This is a genomic window from Clostridium sp. Marseille-Q7071, from assembly GCF_965112025.1.
This window is the reverse complement of the sequence record NZ_CBCOPR010000001.1, coordinates 2,105,493-2,127,259: the sequence shown is the minus strand read 5'-3', so window position 1 is coordinate 2,127,259 and position 21,767 is coordinate 2,105,493. Positions and strand designations below refer to the sequence as shown.

Annotated in this window: 16 protein-coding genes; 2 read left to right on the top strand and 14 right to left on the bottom strand. The window is 29.4% G+C overall.

What is annotated here, in order from left to right; genetic code table 11:
- Window positions 1–219 precede the first annotated feature (219 nt).
- The 4 genes from ACWPW7_RS09920 to ACWPW7_RS09905 form a co-directional block, all read right to left on the bottom strand.
- Entirely contained in the window at window positions 220–1,539 is a 1,320-nt protein-coding gene (locus ACWPW7_RS09920; RefSeq protein WP_454053379.1) for a nucleotide sugar dehydrogenase, read from the bottom strand.
- 45 nt (window positions 1,540–1,584) lie between these two features.
- Window positions 1,585–2,688, bottom strand: coding sequence for a DegT/DnrJ/EryC1/StrS family aminotransferase (locus ACWPW7_RS09915; protein WP_312573734.1), 1,104 nt, complete (start codon window positions 2,686–2,688; stop codon window positions 1,585–1,587).
- A 25-nt stretch (window positions 2,689–2,713) separates the two neighbouring features.
- Complete coding sequence (locus tag ACWPW7_RS09910; protein ID WP_454053378.1) at window positions 2,714–4,555, bottom strand: polysaccharide biosynthesis protein; 1,842 nt, start codon at window positions 4,553–4,555, stop codon at window positions 2,714–2,716.
- Window positions 4,556–4,961: 406 nt separating this feature from the next.
- Complete coding sequence (locus ACWPW7_RS09905) at window positions 4,962–6,023, bottom strand: tetratricopeptide repeat protein (protein WP_454053377.1); 1,062 nt, start codon at window positions 6,021–6,023, stop codon at window positions 4,962–4,964.
- 292 nt (window positions 6,024–6,315) lie between these two features.
- On the opposite strand from ACWPW7_RS09905, the gene ACWPW7_RS09900 reads away from it, so the two are divergent.
- On the top strand, window positions 6,316–7,806 hold the full coding sequence (locus ACWPW7_RS09900) for an aminotransferase class I/II-fold pyridoxal phosphate-dependent enzyme (protein WP_291568838.1): 1,491 nt from the start codon (window positions 6,316–6,318) through the stop codon (window positions 7,804–7,806).
- 138 nt (window positions 7,807–7,944) lie between these two features.
- Here ACWPW7_RS09900 and ACWPW7_RS09895 read toward each other — a convergent pair whose 3' ends face one another.
- Window positions 7,945–8,775: a hypothetical protein gene (locus tag ACWPW7_RS09895; RefSeq protein WP_454053376.1), complete on the bottom strand. Its 831-nt coding sequence runs from the start codon at window positions 8,773–8,775 to the stop codon at window positions 7,945–7,947.
- A gap of 639 nt (window positions 8,776–9,414) precedes the next feature.
- On the opposite strand from ACWPW7_RS09895, the gene ACWPW7_RS09890 reads away from it, so the two are divergent.
- Window positions 9,415–9,945 carry a hypothetical protein gene (locus ACWPW7_RS09890; RefSeq protein ID WP_454053375.1) on the top strand — a complete coding sequence of 177 codons (531 nt, stop codon included), beginning with the start codon at window positions 9,415–9,417 and terminating at the stop codon, window positions 9,943–9,945.
- Between the two features lie 131 nt (window positions 9,946–10,076).
- On the opposite strand, the gene ACWPW7_RS09885 is transcribed toward ACWPW7_RS09890, so the two are convergent.
- The 9 genes from ACWPW7_RS09885 to ACWPW7_RS09845 form a co-directional block, all read right to left on the bottom strand.
- Window positions 10,077–10,652, bottom strand: coding sequence for an indolepyruvate oxidoreductase subunit beta (locus ACWPW7_RS09885; protein WP_039631174.1), 576 nt, complete (start codon window positions 10,650–10,652; stop codon window positions 10,077–10,079).
- Between the two features lies 1 nt (window position 10,653).
- The gene (gene iorA / locus ACWPW7_RS09880) at window positions 10,654–12,420 is read right to left on the bottom strand and encodes an indolepyruvate ferredoxin oxidoreductase subunit alpha (RefSeq protein WP_454053374.1); all 1,767 of its coding nucleotides are present in this window, start codon (window positions 12,418–12,420) and stop codon (window positions 10,654–10,656) included.
- Window positions 12,421–12,584: 164 nt separating this feature from the next.
- Entirely contained in the window at window positions 12,585–13,481 is an 897-nt protein-coding gene (locus ACWPW7_RS09875; RefSeq protein WP_454053373.1) for a phosphate butyryltransferase, read from the bottom strand.
- A 327-nt stretch (window positions 13,482–13,808) separates the two neighbouring features.
- Window positions 13,809–15,113, bottom strand: coding sequence for a Na+/H+ antiporter family protein (locus ACWPW7_RS09870; protein WP_454053372.1), 1,305 nt, complete (start codon window positions 15,111–15,113; stop codon window positions 13,809–13,811).
- A 137-nt stretch (window positions 15,114–15,250) separates the two neighbouring features.
- A complete protein-coding gene (locus tag ACWPW7_RS09865) occupies window positions 15,251–15,937 on the bottom strand; it encodes a CPBP family intramembrane glutamic endopeptidase (protein WP_454053371.1) in 687 nt (228 codons plus the stop codon).
- Window positions 15,938–16,604: 667 nt separating this feature from the next.
- Window positions 16,605–17,525 (bottom strand): transposase, encoded by a 921-nt coding sequence (locus tag ACWPW7_RS09860; protein ID WP_454053370.1) that lies wholly within the window; start codon window positions 17,523–17,525, stop codon window positions 16,605–16,607.
- Between the two features lie 176 nt (window positions 17,526–17,701).
- Window positions 17,702–18,721, bottom strand: coding sequence for an alpha-hydroxy-acid oxidizing protein (locus ACWPW7_RS09855; RefSeq protein WP_454053369.1), 1,020 nt, complete (start codon window positions 18,719–18,721; stop codon window positions 17,702–17,704).
- Window positions 18,722–18,739: 18 nt separating this feature from the next.
- Window positions 18,740–19,210, bottom strand: coding sequence for a DUF523 domain-containing protein (locus ACWPW7_RS09850; protein WP_454053368.1), 471 nt, complete (start codon window positions 19,208–19,210; stop codon window positions 18,740–18,742).
- A gap of 178 nt (window positions 19,211–19,388) precedes the next feature.
- Complete coding sequence (locus tag ACWPW7_RS09845) at window positions 19,389–21,755, bottom strand: endonuclease MutS2 (protein ID WP_454053367.1); 2,367 nt, start codon at window positions 21,753–21,755, stop codon at window positions 19,389–19,391.
- Between the last annotated feature and the right edge of the window lie 12 nt (window positions 21,756–21,767).

Sequence of the window (21,767 nt, the reverse complement as noted above, 5' to 3'; positions counted from 1 at the left end):
TGCATGCCATAGTTTTACTTTCTAACTCAAAGCTAGTTAAGGCATCTGAAAGAAAATAATAAAACAAAGATGTTAGTATATTTTATATCAGACAAGGCGTCAGGTTCTGCTCATAGTGGAGCTATTGGCAGGTTCTGACAACGCAGTATGATGGAAAATAGGCCAACATACTGGTCTATTATTTTCTTGAAGATGCCTAAATATTATAATTTAAAACAATTATAGTTTATTTATCTTTTCTCTATTATTTTTAACATTTTTAGTTGCATTTCTTGTGTCATATAATAAATTTGCTTTTTCAACTATACTTTCATAGTCGTAGCAGCTATGGTCAGTAGTAATAACTACTATGTCAGCATTTTCAATTTCATTTTCCCATACTACAGAAACATACTCTTTTCCTTTATGTTTAAATGATGGTATATATGGATCATTTACGATAACCTCTGCTCCTTTTTTCTCTAATAGTTCTATAACCTTAAGAGTTGGAGACTCTCTCATATCATCTATATCCTTTTTATAAGCTGCTCCCATAAGTAATACTTTTGAACCATTTAATGCTTTTTTATCACCATTTAATAAATTCATTATATTTTCAATAACAAACTCTGGCATATAATCATTAATTATACCTGAAGTTTCTATTAGTTTTGTATGGTAGTCATATTCTTTTGCTTTCCACTCTAGATAGAATGGATCAAGAGGTATACAATGTCCGCCTAATCCTGGACCTGGATAAAATGCCATAAATCCGTACGGTTTAGTTTTAGCTGCATCTATAACTTCCCAAACATCTATTCCCATTCTTTTACATAATATAGCCATTTCATTTGCTAATCCTATATTTATGTTTCTAAATGTATTCTCAAGAATTTTTTCCATCTCAGCAACTGCTGGTGATGAAACTTCCATTATTTCTCCCTCTAAAACATTTCTGTATAATTGGGCAGCAATTTCAGTACATTCTGGTGTACATCCACCAACAACCTTAGGCGTATTTTTAGTATTAAAATCCTTATTACCTGGGTCAACTCTCTCTGGTGAAAATGCTAAGAAAAAGTCTTCTCCACATTTTAATCCTGTTTCTTCAAGTATAGGCTTTATAACCTCTTCAGTTGTTCCTGGATAAGTTGTACTTTCAAGAACTACTAACATTCCCTTATGTAGGTATTTAGCAACGTCCTTAGTTGAGCTTACAACATATGATAGATCTGGCTGTTTATATAAATCTAATGGTGTTGGAACAGCTATACAAACTGTATCAACATCAGCCACAAAACTAAAATCAGTTGTCGCCTTTAATTTTCCTTCTTTCACCAACTTTTCTAAGTCTGAATCAACAACGTCTCCTATGTAGTTACGTCCTTCATTCACCATTTTAACTTTTTTATCTTGAACATCAAATCCAATTACTTCATAACCAGCTTTAGCTTTTTCAACTGCTAATGGTAATCCTACATATCCAAGTCCAACTACTCCTAATTTAGCAGTTCTATTCTTTAATTTTAGTAATAATTCTTCTCTTAATTGCTGTGACATTTTACTTCCTCCTAATTTAAAATTAGACTACTTTTGTTATAACTTTTATTTATCAAAGAATTCTTTTATCTTATCAACTACATATTGTTGTTGTTCTAATGTTATTTCAGGATATAATGGTAATGCAAACGTCTTAGTACAAGCATCCTCTGATACCGGGAAATCTCCTTCAGTATATCCTAAATGCTTATATACATCTTGAACATGTACAGGTACTGGATAATAAATTCCTGTTGAAACTCCATTTGCTTTCAAATGTGCTATTATTTCATCTCTCTTAGGAGATTGAACAACATACATATGATACACATGATAATTCTTTTCTTTTTCAGTTGGAGTTACTAAATCTAAATCTTTTAATAGTTCATTATATATATGAGCTTTTTTATTTCTTTCACTATTCCATTTTTCTATATATTTTAATTTTACTCTTAAAATCGCTGCTTGCATTTCATCAAGTCTAGAGTTGTGTCCTATGGCTGTATGATAGTATTTAACCTTGCTACCATGAGCTCTTAGCAATCTAATTTTATCAGCTATTTCATCATCATTTGTAACAACCATTCCTGCATCTCCATAAGCACCTAAGTTCTTAGTTGGGAAGAATGAATAACATGATACATGACCTATTGATCCCGCTCTTTTTCCTTTATACTCTGCTCCTATAGCTTGACAAGCATCTTCTATAACATATAAGTTATGCTTATTAGCAATTTCCATTATTCTATCCATATCACACATTTGTCCAAAGATATGAACTGGTATAATAGCTTTTGTTTTCTCAGTTATATATTTTTCAATACTATCTGGATCTATACATAATGTATCCTCTTTTATATCAGCAAATACAGGTATTGCACCTACAACAGATGTAGTTTCAGCTGAAGCAAAGAATGTAAATGGAGTTGTGATAACTTCATCTCCTTCTTTAATATCTAATGCTTTTAATGTAAGCATTAATGCATCTGTACCATTAGCTACAGCTATTCCGTGCTTAACACCTGTAAACTTAGCTATTTCACTTTCTAATTCCTTTACATTAGGTCCCATTATAAATGTTGAAGACTCTAATACATTTTTTATTGCCTCATTTACTTCATTTTCTATAGTTTTATATTGAGCATGCAAATCTAATAAACTAATCTTCATAATTATTCTCTCCTTAGTTTACAAATTAATTTTGTTTTCTTTTATATGTTGGCACTTTTTCTTCCAACAATTTTATAATTTCTTCTTTACTATTATTTTGTAATGCTCTAAACTCCTCAATAGATTTTTCGATATATTCAATATCAGTACCTATTGGCTTTTCTACAAAAATTTTGTTATGCTCTGTAGATGTTAGTGCAACTTCATCCATTAACAACTCTTCATATAATTTTTCTCCTGGTCTTAAACCTATATATTCTATTTTTATATCCACATCAGGTTTATATCCAGAAAGACTTATTAAATCCCTAGCCAGATCTACCATTTTAACTGGTTTACCCATATCAAGCACAAAAATCTCTCCACCTTCAGCCATACCACCAGCTTGTATAACTAGTTGAGCCGCTTCAGGTATTGTCATAAAAAATCTATTTATCTCAGGATGGGTAACTGTTACAGGTCCTCCGTTAGAAATTTGATCTTTAAATAATGGTATAACGGAACCATTGCTTCCAAGCACGTTTCCAAATCTAACAGCTACATATTCTGTTTCACTTTGCTTATCAAAAGCTTGTATAATAAGCTCACAAAATCTTTTCGTAGCCCCCATTACATTTGTAGGATTAACAGCCTTATCAGTACTTATTTGAACAAATCTTTTAACTTTAAATTCATCACTACATTTTACCACATTATAAGTACCAATAATATTGTTTTTTATTGCCTCCATTGGGTTATTTTCCATAAGAGGTACATGCTTATGTGCAGCAGCATGAAAAACTACATCTGGTTTATAAGTTTCAAAAATATCTCTTAATCTGTTTATGTCTCTTACAGAAGCTATAATTACCTTCTTTTTAAGTTGTGGATTATTTCTATTAAATTCCATTTCTAAATCATAAGCATTATTTTCATAAATATCTAATATTAAGAGTAATTTAGGATTGAACTTCGCTATTTGTCTGCATAGTTCCGAACCAATGGATCCACCACCACCAGTTACTAATATAATTTTATCCTTAATATATTTATCTATATCCTCATTGTTAAGTTTTATAGGATCTCTTCCTAAAAGGTCTTCTATATTAACATCTCTAAGCTGAGAAATATTAATATTGCCATCAATTAATTCATATATGCCTGGAACTGTTTTAAGCTTACACTTTGTTTGTTTGCATATATTGAGTATTTCTGTTTTAGTTTTTAAGTCTGCTGAAGGCATTGTCAATATTATTTCTTTAACATCATAGTCTTCACATACCTTAATTATATCTTTCCTACCGCCTAATATTTTAATACCATTTATACGCTTTCCTTTTTTTTCACTATTATCATCAATAAAGCCAATTATATTGTAGTTTAAATCAGCGTGCTTTTTAACTTCTTTAATTATTAAAGCACCTGCATCACCAGCCCCAATAATAATTACATTTATCCTATTTTTGTATTTTAATTTTGTGTTATCTTTATTTTCCATAATTCTTAATAAGAACCTAAACCCACCTAAGCTAAGTACACTCAATAGCCAAAATATTATATGTACAGTCATAGGGAATCTGTAATAAGGACTTCTTAAAAATGTATAGCTAATAAAATAACTATAAAATATAAATACAATATTGCTTAAAGTTATAGAATATACTATAGAAAATAGCTCCTCTATAGAAGCATACTTCCATATATTATCATATAATTTAAACAACTTATTAAAGAAGATTGTAAATACAATCACCGGTACTACTGATACTTGAAAAAACACCATATAATTACGAGTGATATTAAAATCAAATTTTAAAAGCAAGGCTATATATAATGATAGGACTATAAATAAGATATCTAATAAAACTATTCTCTTATCTGTTTGCATAATTTCACTTCCTAAGCCTTTTATTAAGTTCAAATCCATTTATCATTTTACAACATTTTAATAATAAATCAATATTTTTTTAGACCCTTACAGCCATTTTACCACTATCTACTTTAAATTTATATAGAAAATGCTACTTTTTTACAAAATATTTAAGAGAATTTTGAATTACATTATTTTATTAGAATCTATTAAATAAATAAATTTATTTTAATTAAAACTATTTAAACTAATGGAGAGTTGAGAATGAAAATTGATAATTATGGTTGAAATTAATTTTATAAATTAATTTCTTAAAATAGTTTTTTAATAAAATCCAATGTGATCGCTTTTAAAAAATTACTTTAAATTTCTCTCATAAAGGAGAAATAACGATAATTCTTCATTGTCAATTCTCAATTTCCAATTATTTAAGTATCTTTTCTATATCCTTTAGCACTTCATCATTAGGATCAAGTTTTTTGGCTATATCAAAATGAATCTTAGCTTGAACGTTATCCCCTATATTTAAATAACACATTATCAAATTTGTACATATTTCTACTGACTTTGTAACTTCAAAAGCACTTCTAAAGTACTTTATAGCTACTTCATAATTCCCTAAACATGCATAATTAATTCCAAACTCATTTACAACCTCTACGTAATCACTACTTATAGCTATTGAATCGTTTAAATAATATATTGCTTTTTCATAGTTCTCAAGTACTCTATAAGCTATTGCTATATAGTAATATATTTCTGCACTATCTCCCAATTGTTCTAATAGTGATAATAATATTTCCAAGGCTTCTTTTGGAGATTCATACACCATCTCTTTCGCTTTATCATAGCTTGTAACCATCTCTAATGATGCTTTAAATTCTATTACATCATCAGTCTTTTCTCCACCTAATACAATGTATTGATTAATAGAAAACAATGCCTCTTCTAACTCTTTATTATCTCTTTTAATAATAGCTTCATATAGATATGGAGTGGCAAAATCTGATATCTTTTTTGCATTTTCTATTAAATTTAGTTCTTCTTCTTTAAATAATGAGTTTTTCTTTCTTATTTCATCTACTAACAATAAGGCCTTATTATAATTATCTTTTGTACTTTCTATGGATATAAGGCCTCTTATTAATACATATGCATCCTCATACTTTTCTTCTTTAATATCTCTAAATATTATACTTTTTATAAGCTTTAAGCTATCTGGAATGTTTTTTATCAAACTTTCATAGGTCTTATTAGATTTAAAATTCCTATCGCTACCTAATACATAAAACATACCTTCTATAAATAAATTTATAGGTATATCTTTAAGGCTATCCCCAACTTTAGTTTTTTCTACAATTGCTTCACTTCTCACTGGTAAATAAGTATTCTCTTCAAAAGTAAAATTATTGATTTTACTTCCTTCTTTTATCTCTAAAAATAATACTTTAGATAATTTTTCTAATAAATAACTCTCTATACTCATAATCCACCATCCTAATAAACATATTAGTAATATAGAAACAAATTAAAATAATTATATTTGTTTCATTAAATCTCAGTATTTAAATATTATATCAAATTTAATATAACTTTTAAAATATTTAAATATTGGGAATTTCTATTATTATCTGTATTTGGCTGGCATAAAGCCTTAAAATCTATTGCATTTAACATATTATTGTCTTATAATTAATTTGTTTTAAATGAAATCGAAGGAATAATAAGATTTAATCTTATAACACAAGGAAATTATTGTAGAAAGAAGGGATACTGCATTGTATAAGTTAAATCAAAATGAAACTCCATTATTTGATGCCTTAATGGAGTATGTTAACAGAGACACTTTACCTTTTCACGTACCAGGTCATAAAAAAGGTGTAGGTGTTGATAAAGAGTTTAAAGATTTTATGGGTGAAAATCCTTTTAAAATTGATGTTACAGTATTTAAACTAGTGGATAGTTATCATCATCCAACCGGCCCAATAAAAAAAGCTCAAGAGCTTGCTGCTGATGCTTATGGTTCTGATGCTTGTTTTTTCTCTGTTCACGGAACTTCAGGAGCAATTCAAGCTATGATACTTTCAGTAGTAGGAGCTGGAGATAAAATTATTATTCCTAGAAATGTACATAAGTCAATTACAGGAGGAATAATTTTAGCTGGTGCTATTCCAGTGTACATGCAACCAGAATTAGATAAAAAATTAGGTATAGCAAATGGAGTTTCTCCTGAAACTGTTGAAAATACATTAAAAGAAAATCCAGACGCTAAAGCGGTTTTAATAATAAATCCAACCTATTATGGTGTTGCTACAGATATAAAGAAAATAGCTGATATTGTTCACTCTTATGACATACCACTTATTGTGGATGAAGCACATGGTCCTCATCTAAATTTCAATGAAAATCTTCCAGTTTCCGCTATGGAAGCAGGAGCAGATATCTGTGCTCAAAGTACACATAAGATAATAGGTGCATTAACTCAAAGTTCATTATTACAAGTTCGTTCAAAACGTGTTAGTATTCCAAGAGTTAAACAAGTCCTTAACTTAATGCACACAACATCGCCATCATATATCTTAATGGCATCTTTAGATACAGCAAGAAGACAAATTGCATTAGAAGGTAAAGAATTATTAGATAAAACAATTGAATTATGTAATTATGTACGCGAAGAAATCAATAAAATTCCTGGCTTCTACTGTTTTGGAGAAGAAATATTAGGTAAGCCTGGTGCCTATGCCTTTGATCCAACAAAGATTACTATAACTTGTAGAGATTTAGGGATAACAGGATACGATCTTGATATGATTTTATCAAATAAATATCATATTCAAATGGAATTATCCGACTTATACAACGTTCTAATAGTTGGTTCTTTTGGAGATACAATGGATGGTATGGAAAGACTATTTAAAGCATTGAGAGAAATAAGTGCTGAATATTATGGAAAAGGAAGTAAAAAGGCTGACTTTATAGATATCCCTGAAATTCCAGAACAAATACAAATACCAAATGAGGCCTTTAATAGCGTAAAAACTTCTGTTAAACTTTCAAGCAGCGTAGGAATGATAAGTGGCGAATTCCTAATGGCATATCCTCCAGGAATACCAGTACTATGTCCAGGAGAAAAAATAACTCAAGAAATAGTTGATTACGTACAAAAACTTAAAGATACAGGATTATATGTTCAAGGTACAGAAGACCCTGAAGTTGAATATATAAGAGTTGTTAAAGAAGAAGATGCAGTTTATATAGATGTTACTTAATAAGATTAAGACTTTATTATGGTAAAATTAATTTTACGGAATATTTATTAGCCCCTAGCAGATTGTTGCTAGGGGCTAATTTAAGATAAAATATATGCTATAAAGAAAATATCATTTTAAGAAGACGTATAAAATTGTCTATTTTCTTATATGTTGCATTTTTTCTTCTGCTACTCTTTTTCCAGCATCGTCAACTAATTTTATGTATTGATTATAATTCATGCCTACCACATTACCATAAGCCCTTAATAGGTTTTGGTAATATCCCATAGTGTAATGAACTTTCATCAGATGTTCTGTATGCTTAGTATTAAATAAAAATTTAGAGTTTCTTCTTCTCTTCTCTGCTTTTCTTTTAATATCACTATAAAACTCTGCTCCTTTACCTATCAGAAGTATTTTCTCATAGTTTACAGCTAGAGCATCTCTATAATAAGGTTGAAGACCTTCTATCATTATTTCATTAAAGTACTCATGCTTAAGTTTTTGTTCTTCTATAGCATCTTTTAAGATTTTTAATTTTTCATTATTCTTATTTCTAAGTGCAGGTAATTTTTGCATAATTTGAAGAACATTATCAATATTTTCTGGTTCTTTTTTCTTAATTATCTCTAGTCCAAGAATCATTTTTTCATAATCATTTTTATCTTTATTTACTTCCCCTTCACTTTGAAGTGCTGACAAAACACTTCCTGATTCCTCATTTAGATATATGTCCATATAGTAAAACAATTTACCTAATCTCTCACATAAAAATTTATCTTCAATTATATTATCATTTTCATCTATGTACATATAGCATTCTGGTTCACTACTAAATTTTTTAAAAAACTTTTTAAAGAAGACTACTTCTCTAAACAATCTATCATGAAGCATAGCAGGTTTAGAAACTTTAATATCTTCTGTAGATTTTTTATAAGGTTTTAATTTTATCATTAATTCCTTTGATGGTGCTGTATATATTGACATCTTAAACTCCTCCTGTTATGTATATAAAAATCTATGTTATAATATAAAACTCAAATTTCTATAAGTTAAAAGTTATATGTATATTATAACAAATATTTTGAAAAATCCTATAATTAATTGTATCTTAAAAGCTTCCTATGAGTAAAAATTAGAATCTATTAAAAAGAGATATACATTATAACTTTAAAAACAAATTAGTTCTAATTATAATACTAAAAAGTATCAACTATTTTCATATATATTAATTTTAGAACTGATATATCTATATATTAGTATTATAATATCATAAAATCTCTGTAAATTTATATAATTATTTACATAACCAATATATTAATTTTTTCATATTATAAATTATATGATATAGATTGTTAGTACTAATTTTTTAAAAATATATCTTAATTATATTAAATTAAAATTAAATAAAGCATATTAAGGAAAATAACAGTGAAATATAGTCCTGTATTTTATACAAAGATATAGGTTAACATTATATTCTAGTTCTCATAGGATTCTGACCATAGAGTATAACTAAAAATAAAGGAGCATACCAACTAGTTTCTTGAATATGCCTAATCTAAACTCTTCTGTTTTAAATAAAAACAAATTAATTCATAAATAAGTTTAAGGGGTACAATTATTATGAAAGAATATTTTAATTATAAAGACTCTGAGGAATATCTACATTGTACTATTCCAAACAATCCTCCTACTTCTAAAATTAAGATTGCCTTAGGTTCAATATATATTACTGAACCCTTTATATTATCTTTTCAACCTGGTGGAAAGTATATTCAAATCCCTTTTAATGCTTTTTTACCAGAGTCAAATGATGTGACTATAAATCTTCCAACTATAACAATAGCTCAGGAAGGTATCTACGAAATACAACTTAATATGATAGTGCTATTTCCAAGTATTGATGAGATTACTTTACTAGCTCTTTTCGCTGGTCCTCTCAATGGCACTATTAGTATAAACGGTTCTCCTATAACTGAAGGCACTTTCTTCTTTGGTCAATTATGTGCAAAATCTCTAATACGTCTACCTTTCTTAAAATCAGTTATAACAAAGTTGAATACAGGTGATAGGATTGAGATTTTAGTTACTAATTTCGTAGCTGAAGAGATTATAATTGAAAAGAGTACTCTATCAGTAGTACAACTCTCTTAATATTTTAATTGTTACAAAAGAACAAATTTTATAAATCACTTTAATATAATTTGGAAGAACTTTGTTTTATGATAATATATACTATTAAATTTAAAGCCTAGCTCTATTATAAAGAGCTAGGCTTATTAGCTTTAAGCTTCCATACCTGCTTTTAAAGCTTGCTTATTTAATTCTATTGCCTTTGATGGAACTAAACTTGAAACTACGTCTTCCCAATCTATTTCATCAAGATTTAATGCCTTTAATAATGCACCTAATAATACTACATTCTGTGCTTTTATATTTCCAAGGTCTTCAGCAATTTTTGCAGCATTTAAAGTCACTAAATTTTCTACTTTTTCTTTTAAAGATCCTATTACATTTTCTGGATAACTCTCAGCTCCTATTAATACTGGTACAGGATGAATTTCATAATCATTTACTACAAGGTGTCCACCCTCTTTTAAATAAGGAAGCGCTCTTAAAGCTTCACTTTTTTCAAATGCAACTATAACATCAGCTTTTCCTTTTTCAATTAATGGTGAATATACTTTTTCGCCAAACCTTACTTGAGTGGTAACACTTCCACCTCTTTGTGCCATTCCATGAACTTCAGACATCTTTACATCATAACCATGTCTTAATAATCCTTCTGATAATATTTTTGAAGCTAATATAGTACCTTGTCCACCAACACCAATAAATAATATACTTTTAACTTCCTTCATATTATTCACCAACCTTCTCTATAGCTTTAAACGGACAAACTTGCTTACATAACTCACAACCATTGCACATAGATTCATCTATTGAAACTATACCATTTTGGAATTTAAGAGCCGGGCAGCCTGTTTTTAAACACATTTTACATTTTCTACAGGTATCTTGATTTACTCTACAACTTAGATCTGCTCTTGCCTTTAATACTTCTTTTATTAATGCACAAGGTTGTTTTGTAATTATTACAAAAGGCTCTTTGCTTTTATGTGCTTCTTCCACTGCTTTCTTTGTTTCTTCTAATTTATAAGGATCAACAACTCTTATATTATCCTTCTTAACCCCACAAGCAAGTACTAAATCTTCAAGATCAATCATAGGCGCAGGATTATTTTGAAGAGTTTTTCCTGTTCCTGGATTCTCTTGATGCCCTGTCATTCCTGTAATTCTATTGTCTAAAATTACAGTTACTATCGGAGTATTATTGTAAACTGAATTTATAAGACCTGTAACTCCTGAGTGGAAGAAAGTTGAATCTCCTATAAATGAAAATACTTTTTTATCTTCTCTCTTAGCTACTATTGAAGCTCTTTCAATTCCTATTCCACCAGAAATTGAAGCGCCCATACAAATTACTGTATCAGCTACATTAAGAGGTGCATTCATACCTAGAGTATAGCAGCCTATGTCGTTTGCAGCTATTACATCTTTATATTTAGATACAGCGTAGAATATTCCTCTATGTGGACATCCAGGACATAATACTGGTGGCCTTGAAGGTGGTTTTACATCTACTGAATATTTAATCTCGTTAACGTCACCTAAAATAGCCTTTCTCACTATATCAGGACTTAATTCATCACAAACTGGTATTACTTCTTTACCTTTACAATTAGTGCCTAGTACTTTAACTGCATTTTCTAAATATGGATCATTTTCTTCTACTACATATATGTTTTCCACTTTAGAGGAAAATTCTTTAATCATTTCATCTGGTAGTGGATAGCTCATTCCAATTTTTAAATATGAAACATTATCACCAAATACTTCTTTACAATACTGATAGGAAACACCACTAGTTATTATTCCTATTTTAGTATCTCCCATTTCAATTTTATTTAGCTCACAGCTATTTGAATATTTTCTTAACTTCTCTAATCTTTCTTCTACTTCATAATGTTTTAATTTAGCATGCCCTGGAGTCATTATATATTTTCTTATATTTTTTTCATAAGGTTTTACTGCAACTTCTTGTTTTTCACCTGGTTCTACAATAGTTTTAGAGTGAGAAATTCTTGTAGTAACTCTAAATAATACTAAGGTATCAAATTCTTCACTAATTTCATAAGCTTTTTTTATAAAATCTAAACATTCTTGAGAATCTGACGGCTCTAGCATTGCTACTTTAGCATGTGGAGCATAAAATCTATTATCTTGTTCATTTTGAGATGAATGCATTCCTGGATCATCTGCTGTAATTACAACAAACCCTCCATTTACACCTTCATATGCCATTGTAAATAATGGATCGGCGGCCACATTTAATCCAACATGTTTCATTGTAGTTAAAGCTCTAGCCCCTCCTATTGAAGCTCCAGCTGCAACCTCAAAACCAACTTTTTCATTTGGTGCCCACTCAGCATAAACACCTTCATAAGTTGCAAAGTTTTCTAAGATTTCTGTACTTGGCGTACCTGGATAAGCAGAAGCAACATGACAACCTGCTTCATAAGCGCCTCTTGCTATTGCCTCATTTCCAGTCATAATAACTTTATTCATATCTTCCCCTCCATATTCCCCATAATATCTGTTACGTATTTGGAATTTAACTTTTATAAAAACTAATTAAAATAATGAGTCTTTAATTAATTTACTTTAAATAAATTAATTTTTCATAATAAGTTTTATCTTTAAAATACATGAAATAACTTGTAAATTTATAATTAAACTAAGGTTGCTCCAAGAGCTATTGAGTATAATTTAGACTTAGCACTATCTGCTCTTGACACTAGCACTACAGGACATTTTGCTCCTACAATTACTCCTGCACTTTCGGCTTTTGCAAAATAAGTTAATGATTTCCCTAAGAAATTTCCTGCTTCAATACTCGGAACAAGCAATATATCTGCTTCTCCTGCTACCTCACTAACAATTCCTTTATGTGCTGCTGCCTCCTTAGAAATAGCATTATCTAAAGCTAATGGCCCATCAATTATACATCCTTTTATTTGTCCTCTTTTATTCATTGAAGCTAATGCTGCTGCATCTAATGTTGCTTGCATACTAGGGTTTACCACTTCAACTGCACAAATAACTCCTACATTTGGGCATTCTATATCCAAAGCATGGGCAATTTTTACTGCATTATTAATTATTCCAACCTTATCTTGAAGTTCTGGGTATGGCACCATTCCTCCGTCGGTTAAAAACAGTAATTTATGATAACTAGGAACATCATAGACCATAACATGAGATAATAAATTACTTGTTTTTAATCCTGCTTCCTTATTTAAAACTGCCTTTAATAAATCAGAGGTACCTAACATACCCTTCATTAAAAAATGTGCCTTCCCTGTTGAAACTAACTCTACTGATTTTGCGGCTGCTTTTTTAATATCCTTTTCATCAACAATTTCAAATTCAGTTAAATCTAAGTTACCTTCTACAGCAATTGCTTGAATTTTTTCCTTATCCCCAACTAATATAACATTAACTATATTTTCTCTAACAGCTTGTACTGCTGCTTCCAAAACAACTTTATCCTGTGCAACCGCAATTGCAAGGGTTTTTCTCTCTCCAAGCTTTGCCTTTTCAATTATTTGATCTAATTTTTTAATCATAAATTCCTCCTTAGATAACAATTTCTTTATACAGCCCCCTATTTTTTGAAGATGTCTGAAGTAAGGTCATAAAATTATCTTTGGCCAACTCCATTAAAGCATATGACTTTTCAACCAAATTAATGTTGAAAATTTTTTTGCATATAATCTTTTTTGCAATAAAAACTTTAAAAATTATTCTTAATTTAAGTATAAAGATTTAAAATATTTTGTCAATTTTAGCAGCTAAAGTGCATATAATATTTTTTTATATCAAAAAAACGTGAATAAATCACGTTTTTCTGATATTTTTTTATATTAAAGACATTTTTGATTATATAAATAAATTTACAATATCATTGCTGCTATAGTGCCAAATATCAATAGAGGTATATTATAGTGTAAGAATGTAGGTACACATGTATCCCAAATGTGATCATGCTGACCATCTATATTTAACCCTGATGTCGGTCCAAGAGTACTATCTGATGCAGGTGATCCGGCATCCCCTAAAGCTCCTGCAACACCTATTAAAACAATTATAGCCGGCACACTAAATCCTAGACTTACTCCTAGTGGGCAGTATATAGCTGCTATGATTGGAATAGTTCCAAAAGAACTTCCTATGCCCATAGTAACTAATAGACCAACTAAAAGCATCAATAGCGCTCCTATTAGTTTACTTCCTCCAACCATGCCAGATACTGCTGCTACTAGTGCTTCAACTGCTCCAGTTTCTCTTAATACATTCCCATATCCTGCAGCTACTAACATTACAAAACCTATGAACCCCATCATTCTAATGCCACCATCCATAAGATCATCAATTTCACTCCATTTAATTGCTCTAGTTATAAATAACACAATTAAAGCACATAATCCTCCTAATGGAAGTGATTCTGTAACAATTTGAACAGCAAAAGCAGATATTGCCGCTAAAAGAGCAAACCAATGCTTTGAAGTCATTTTTATATCTTCCGTTTCTGGTACTAATTCTTGTATAGAAATATCTTTATATTCTCTTGGTTTTCTGTAAGAAATAAATACAGCTATTAATAGACCTAAAAACATTCCTAGTCCTGGAACCCACATAACTTTTGCAATCATGCTATTTGTAACATTTAGTCCATTTGATATCATTTGATCTCTTATAATATTATGGAATATAAGTCCAAATCCAATCGGCAAAGTTATATATGGTGCCTTTAATCCAAAGGTTAAAGCACAAGCAACCCCTCTTCTATCAATTTTTAACTTATTCATTAACATTATCAATGAAGGAATTAAAATAGGAATAAATGCTATATGAACTGGTATTAAGTTTTGTGAGAAACAGCTTATAAGAGCTATCAATAACACAAAGACTATTTTCTTATCTTTAACTATATTAGCTATCTTCTTTGCTAGTATAGTTGCTAGTCCTGTCTTATTTACCGCAACAGCTAAAGCTCCCAATAAAATATAACTTAAAGCTGTTTCTGAGTTTCCTCCCATTCCACTTATAAGAACCTCCATAGCTCCGTCTATAGTCATTCCTGATGATAATCCTGCAACAATTGCAGAAATTAAAATAGCTAGTATTACATTGAGCTTAAAAAGACATAGAACTATCATAACCATAACTGAAATAACCACTGGATTTAATAATATCATAATAAAAGCCCCCCTTTAATCCGTAAATATACTTATTATTTACTGAATTTTAATATTTGAATAATTAATGTAACTAATATAAAAAATACTAAATTAATCTTTTATGCTAATTAATTTTCTTTATTATAGTTGTATGCCTACAAATCTTCTATAACCTGAGAAAATGAATTGATAATACTATGAGCAACCATACTATTTGCTACAGAGCGAGATTTCCAAGCAATTATACCTAAAACAAAAGCACCAATAAATGTCCTTATAAAAACAAATATAGGATAATTGCCTAAATAATAAATATGACCTAGCATAAATGTTGTTGATTGAAATATTAAAATCCATGACTCCTTCCATTTAAACTTACGTAAATAACCCCAAATAAATCCTCTAAAAAGCGGTTCTTCACTAATTACCACATAGTTGAATTGAAACAAAGATAATGGTAATAATCGAGAAATTTTTATATCTCCTAATTTATCAATGGGTTTAAATCCAGTTATTAAAAAGCTAAATACAATCCCTAATATAATAGAAATCATTAATCCAATAATTACTTGCTTTAAACTTTTCCTTGGTAGTAAAAATTTGTGGTTAATTAATAATATTAATAAAAATATTGCCATAATTAAAGTTATATAATCAAGAAAATTATATTGCACTTGTTGAGGATTACTACTAAAAATAGTAACTAAAAAGCCTATTATAGGCATTGTAGTAAATAATATCATTGAAAAAAATGTAAAATTAAATTGTGATAATTTTTTTCTTTCATATATTATCAAAATAGAAGTTAATAAATAAGTACCGTTGGTAAAAATGCTATTCATTATATCAGTATCTAAAGGTAGTATTTTAAAAATAACTGGAAATGCAAAGGAAATCTCAAAAATAATAGTAAAATTATTATGATTACTGGAATAAACTTATATGAAAGCTTATAATCATTTATTTTAATCATAAGTCCCTCCTATTTTCATTATCCATACCTAATAAAATCATATAGTCAAACTATTATTAATAAATTACCTAATTATATGCTTTTTATAGAGTATTATATACAGATTCGCGCTAATTAACTAAATATTCTGATTATTATTTTTGATTTTTAAAAACATAATTCCCTACAAAATAAAACTACAATTTTTCTTATCCTTATGAAATTAAATTTAATATATTCTTATATTAACATAAAATATAATGCTTAATATACCCCATATACAGAAAATCAACAAAAAGTTCATTTTTTCTAAGGGACGGTTCATTTTATTTTTATAAAAATACCACAATCTTATCTAAAATATAATTCCAAACTGAATATAGTTATGAACCGTCCCTTAGAAATGATAATTAAAATATAAATTAGAAATAATAATGTATTTTTATTACTTATTTTCATGTTATTAATTGAAATTTTCATTTTATTTTTAAGCTTGTCCTATTTTGCTTGTATACAAATAGCATAAGATATTATATAAAAAGTTTTATTTTAAATTTCTATGCTATTTTCTGAGCATTTAAATCTACCAATTCATCTAGCATAGTTTGATAAAATTTATTTTTAATTATTAATTCTACTCCATATTTACAAAGCGCAGATACATTAGATTGTGTTATATTTTGTAGTATCTTGCATATTTCTTTTTGACTTTTACCACTAAACTGAGTTAAAAACACTACATATATAGCCTTCGCCTTCCTACCTTTTCTTCTATGTTTTAATTTTAACTCTATCTGCTCAACTCCTGTTCTCTCACAAATAAAATTACTTATTTCCTTTTCCGAACAATTTCTAAGTAAAACAATTTTTTCACTTCTATATTCTGACTTATTATTTTCAAATTCCGTTTCTTTGAGTTTTTCTTCTTCTATGCTAAACATAGTATTATAATAATTCTTTCTTGCTCTTCTTTTTCTTCTCCCAAAGAAACTCATTATATATTCTTCATTACAAATATTAAATCTGTTTTTTTCTAATCCTAAATACAGTGATAAACTTGAATACATATAATCTTCTGGTTTTTCTTTGTATTCTTTTATATCTACTGGATTTCTGTGTATATATTTAGAAACTTCTATTAAGTATGTATCGCTATTTATGGGCTTGCTTTTATATCTGTCTCTAAATACTGGTCCGTTATGCTTCTTACACTTTCTAAGATATCCTCCATATCTTAAGTTAAATTTTTTCATCATTTTACCTAAATCTCCGCCATTAATGTCTATTAAAAAATGAGTATGGGTATCCATTAAACAGTAAGCGTAAATCTTAAAATTTTCTTCAATTTGTAGTTTTCTTAGAATTTGAAGCATTTTTTCTTTATCTTGGTCATCATAAAATAAAGGCTTATCAGGAAAACTTCTAGTCATAACATGATATATTCCACTTTCACTTAATACTCTAGCTACTCTAGCCACAGGAACTCCTCCAATTAACACAGTTTTTTATAATTATTGCCATTGTCTAAATCCCTAAACAAAATTGTCATAGGATAATTAGAAAACATGAATATTTTTTAATGAACCGTCCCTAGTAAAAATCCACCTTTGAACAATTATCTGCCCCAAAGGTGGATTTTCATTTATGTGAAATATTATTTTCTATATAGGATCCTACTATCTATGTCCTTTATATTTTTACAACCTGTTAATACCATTGAGGATTTTAAGTCACCTTTTAGTTCTTCAATATATGTTTTTACTCCTTCTACCTTTCCACCAAAGGAAGCCGTTACAAATGGCCTTCCTATAAGTACTCCATCAGCACCAAGAGCTAACATTTTTAATACGTCTACTCCAGTTCTTATTCCACCATCTACCAGTATTTTTACTTTTCCTTTAACAGCTTTAGCTATATCCTCTAAGACCTCAGCAGTTCCTGGTGTTTGATCTAGTACTCTTCCACCATGATTTGAAACAACTATTGCATCTACTCCTGCTTCAACTGCAAGTATAGCTTCATCAGCAGTCATTATACCTTTTAATATAAATGGAAGTTTTGTACTACTTACAAGCTCTTTTATCTCTTCTACACCTTTAGGCATAACTGGCTTACCGTGTAATGCTAATGTTATAAGGCCACAGGCATCAATATCCACTCCTACAGCAAAAGCTCCTGCTTCTTCTGCAAGTTTAATTTTATTTATAATATTTTCATTTTCCCAAGGCTTAATAAATACTATACCATTACCATTATATTTCTTTAACACCTCCAGGTTAGTCATTAGAAAAGCATCAACTGCTGTGTCTCCAACCATTGGATATATACCAGCTTGTACGCATCCATCAATAACAGAAGAAATATATTCTTCTTCTGTAAGTTTTCCACCCATGTTTAAAGTAGTTCCAGTAACTGGTGCTGCAAAAACAGGAATATCCATTTTTCTTCCGAATAGCTCTGTGCTTATATCAGGATTTTTAGCATCATGAATAACTCTCATATTTAGCTTTATATTATTTAATGCATCAAAGTTAGCTTTAAAGGAGTCTCCTGTTCCCTTTCCACCCATTCCTGGCACTTCTCCAGAACATACTACCCCATTACAAGCCTTGCATACTCTACAACTATTACTTAAATTTTCTCTTGCAACTTTTTTAACTTCATTCATATTCATAAAATACCGCTCCCATCCTTAACTATTGTATATATCAAAGAATTCTTTAAGATTTTCCTCCGTAAATACCTTTATACCATTACGTATCAAAAGTTCTGCGGTAACTCCGTTGCCACTTCTTTTATTACCACTAAAAGTTCCATCATATATTGTTCCTACTCCACAAGATGGACTTCTAGCTTTTAAAATAGCATATTCTGCTCCTATAGCCTTTGCAATTTTCAAGGTTTCTTCTGCTCCTTTTGCAAATTCTTTAGTAGCATCATCGTTTTTAGGTCCTAATATTCTAGCTTTGCCATCTAAAACCATAGCACCATCACCTTGTACAATTTCATGTGGTTCTCTTGGAGTTTCTTGGCCACCTAACTGTTCTGGACAAACTGGTATCGCCTTTCCTTCTTTTAAAAGCTTTAAAACTTCTTCTCTAAGATTATTCCCACCATCGTACTTACAGTTAACGCCACAAAGACATGCACTTACTAAAACCAAAATCTCACTCCTTTCATACAAATATATAGGATTTCGTAACATATATATCAAAATAACTAATACTTTCTAATCTTTTAATCACTGTCAATAAACAATCACAGTTATGGATGAAATCAATTCTTACAAAATTAATTTCATCTATAATTTTTATTTCTTATTATATTATTATCTTTTATATTTACTTAATTTCTACAACAGTAACTCCTGTACCACCTTCACCATAATTTCCTAATCTAAATCCTTTTACATGAGGATGGCTTTTTAATAAGTCAGTTATTGCATTTCTAAGTACCCCTGTACCTTTTCCATGGATTATTGACACTTCATTAAGACCTGCTAAGTAAACTTCGTCTAAATATTTATCAACAGTATAACTAGCTTCCTCCGAATCCATACCTCTTAAATCTACAGAAGTTGCTACATTTCTTAAGTTTAATTTTGCTTCTCTTTTTTCCATCTTCCTAATCTTTTTATCCTCAGGTGATACTTTTGATTTTCTAAGGTCAGAAAGCTTTACATTTATTTTCATTATTCCTGCTTGTACTTGAACTTCACCTTTAGAATCTACTTTTGATATAACTATAACATTTTGATTTAATTTTGGAAGATAAACTTCATCACCTTCATTAATAGACTTAAGCTTTTCTCCTTTAGCTTCCTCTGTTTTTTGTGATGCAAATTCTACATTTTCAAGCTTGTTTTTAATTTTCTTTCTCTCTTCTTCAAGTTTTGTTCTTACTTCCGAACTATATCCCATTCTTTCAAGCTCTCTAATATTTTTAAGAATAGTATCAGATTCTTCTTTAGCTTCTCTTATAAGTTGTTTTGCCTCTCTTTGTGCATCATAAAGTGCATTTTCTCTAGACTTCTCAAATTTATAAAGCTTTTCTGCATATCTTTCTTTAAGCTTTTCTGCATCTTTCTTTAGCATTTCAGCAATTCTTGCATCATTTTCAGCTTTAATACTCTTTTGTTGTAAGCTTTGAATAAGCTCTTCAAATTCTAAGGTATCTTTGGAAATATTTTCCCTTGCACTATCTATAATGTATTCTGGAAGTCCTAGTCTTCTTGAGATTTCAAAAGCATTAGATTTTCCTGGTATACCTATAAGTAATTTGTATGTTGGTCTTAGGGTCTCAACATTAAATTCTACGGAAGCATTTTCTACTCCTATGGATTTTAATGCATATCCCTTAAGCTCACTATAGTGAGTAGTAGCAACCACTCTACATCCTCTTTTCCTTAAATTTTCTAGTATTGAAACTGCAAGAGCTGCTCCTTCTGTAGGATCTGTACCTGAACCTAACTCATCAAATAGTACTAGAGAATTATCATCTGCATTTTCTATAATTCCAACAATATTGGTCATATGTGAAGAGAAAGTAGATAAGCTTTGTTCTATACTTTGCTCGTCTCCTATATCTGCATAAACCTTATGAAAAAAGCTTACTGCAGAATTTTGTCTTGCTGGAATTAAGATACCACTCATTGCCATCAATTGAATAAGTCCTACAGTTTTAAGAGTTACAGTTTTTCCTCCTGTATTAGGACCAGTAATTACAAGTGAAGTAAATTCTCTTCCCAAATATATATCACTAGGTACTACTACCTTAGGATCTATAAGTGGATGTCTAACTTCTATTAAATCTATAATTCCATCATTATTTACTTCCGGACAAATAGCATTAATTTCACTAGCATATTTAGCTTTTGCAAAAATAAAATCTAATTCCCATAATATATTTCCATTATTTTCAACAACTTCAACATTGTCCGTAACACTTTGAGATAATATCCTTAAGATTCTTTCTATCTCTGCTTTTTCTTCTAATGTAAGTTCTCTTATTTCATTATTTAAGTTAACTAAACCCATAGGTTCAATAAATAAAGTAGCACCACTTGAACTTTGATCATGTATAAGACCTGGCACTGCATCTCTATATTCAGTTCTTACAGGAAGAACATATCTATCTCCTCTTATAGTATATAAATGTTCTTGAAGATACTTAGAATTACTTCTAACTAATGAATTTACCTTATCCTTTACAGAAGAAGATTTTTCTCTTAGTTTTCTTCTTATATCATAAAGCTCCTGAGATGCTCTATCAGCTATCTCTTCCTCACTAATTATAGCTCTAAATATTTCATCCTCTACTTTTTTAAGAGGAACAATACCTATACATATATCTTCTAATACTCTATAGCTTTCTTCCTCTTCTTTATGAGCTATATAATCCTTAAATAATCTTGCACATTTAAGCATAGATGCAATTCTAATAAGCTGTTCTGGTAAAAGCACTGACCCTTTTTCTGCTCTTTTTATAGCTTCCCTAACATCATATATCCCTTCAAAAGGAGGATTACCTTTTTTTGTTAATAATTGAAAAGCTTCCTTAGTTTCCTGTAAATGCTCTTTTACCTCATATATATTATTATAAGGTTCTAATCTATCTATAATGTCCTTTGCCGCGGATGTTCTTGTATATTTTTTAAGATTTTCTTTTATTTTCGGGTATTCTAATACTCTTAAAGTTTTCTCCTGCATTGTACCACCAAC

What these genes read in the sequence shown, in the direction of transcription:
- ACWPW7_RS09855 (WP_454053369.1), bottom strand. Translation starts at nt 18,721, where the DNA reads ATGAATATGAATGAAGTTAAAAAAGTTGCAAGAGAAAATTTAAGTAAT.
- ACWPW7_RS09910 (WP_454053378.1), bottom strand. Translation starts at nt 4,555, where the DNA reads ATGCAAACAGATAAGAGAATAGTTTTATTAGATATCTTATTTATAGTC.
- ACWPW7_RS09905 (WP_454053377.1), bottom strand. Translation starts at nt 6,023, where the DNA reads ATGAGTATAGAGAGTTATTTATTAGAAAAATTATCTAAAGTATTATTT.
- ACWPW7_RS09890 (WP_454053375.1), top strand. Translation starts at nt 9,415, where the DNA reads ATGAAAGAATATTTTAATTATAAAGACTCTGAGGAATATCTACATTGT.
- ACWPW7_RS09895 (WP_454053376.1), bottom strand. Translation starts at nt 8,775, where the DNA reads ATGTCAATATATACAGCACCATCAAAGGAATTAATGATAAAATTAAAA.
- ACWPW7_RS09885 (WP_039631174.1), bottom strand. Translation starts at nt 10,652, where the DNA reads ATGAAGGAAGTTAAAAGTATATTATTTATTGGTGTTGGTGGACAAGGT.
- ACWPW7_RS09875 (WP_454053373.1), bottom strand. Translation starts at nt 13,481, where the DNA reads ATGATTAAAAAATTAGATCAAATAATTGAAAAGGCAAAGCTTGGAGAG.
- iorA (WP_454053374.1), bottom strand. Translation starts at nt 12,420, where the DNA reads ATGAATAAAGTTATTATGACTGGAAATGAGGCAATAGCAAGAGGCGCT.
- ACWPW7_RS09870 (WP_454053372.1), bottom strand. Translation starts at nt 15,113, where the DNA reads ATGATATTATTAAATCCAGTGGTTATTTCAGTTATGGTTATGATAGTT.
- ACWPW7_RS09845 (WP_454053367.1), bottom strand. Translation starts at nt 21,755, where the DNA reads ATGCAGGAGAAAACTTTAAGAGTATTAGAATACCCGAAAATAAAAGAA.
- ACWPW7_RS09865 (WP_454053371.1), bottom strand. Translation starts at nt 15,937, where the DNA reads ATGAATAGCATTTTTACCAACGGTACTTATTTATTAACTTCTATTTTG.
- ACWPW7_RS09920 (WP_454053379.1), bottom strand. Translation starts at nt 1,539, where the DNA reads ATGTCACAGCAATTAAGAGAAGAATTATTACTAAAATTAAAGAATAGA.
- ACWPW7_RS09915 (WP_312573734.1), bottom strand. Translation starts at nt 2,688, where the DNA reads ATGAAGATTAGTTTATTAGATTTGCATGCTCAATATAAAACTATAGAA.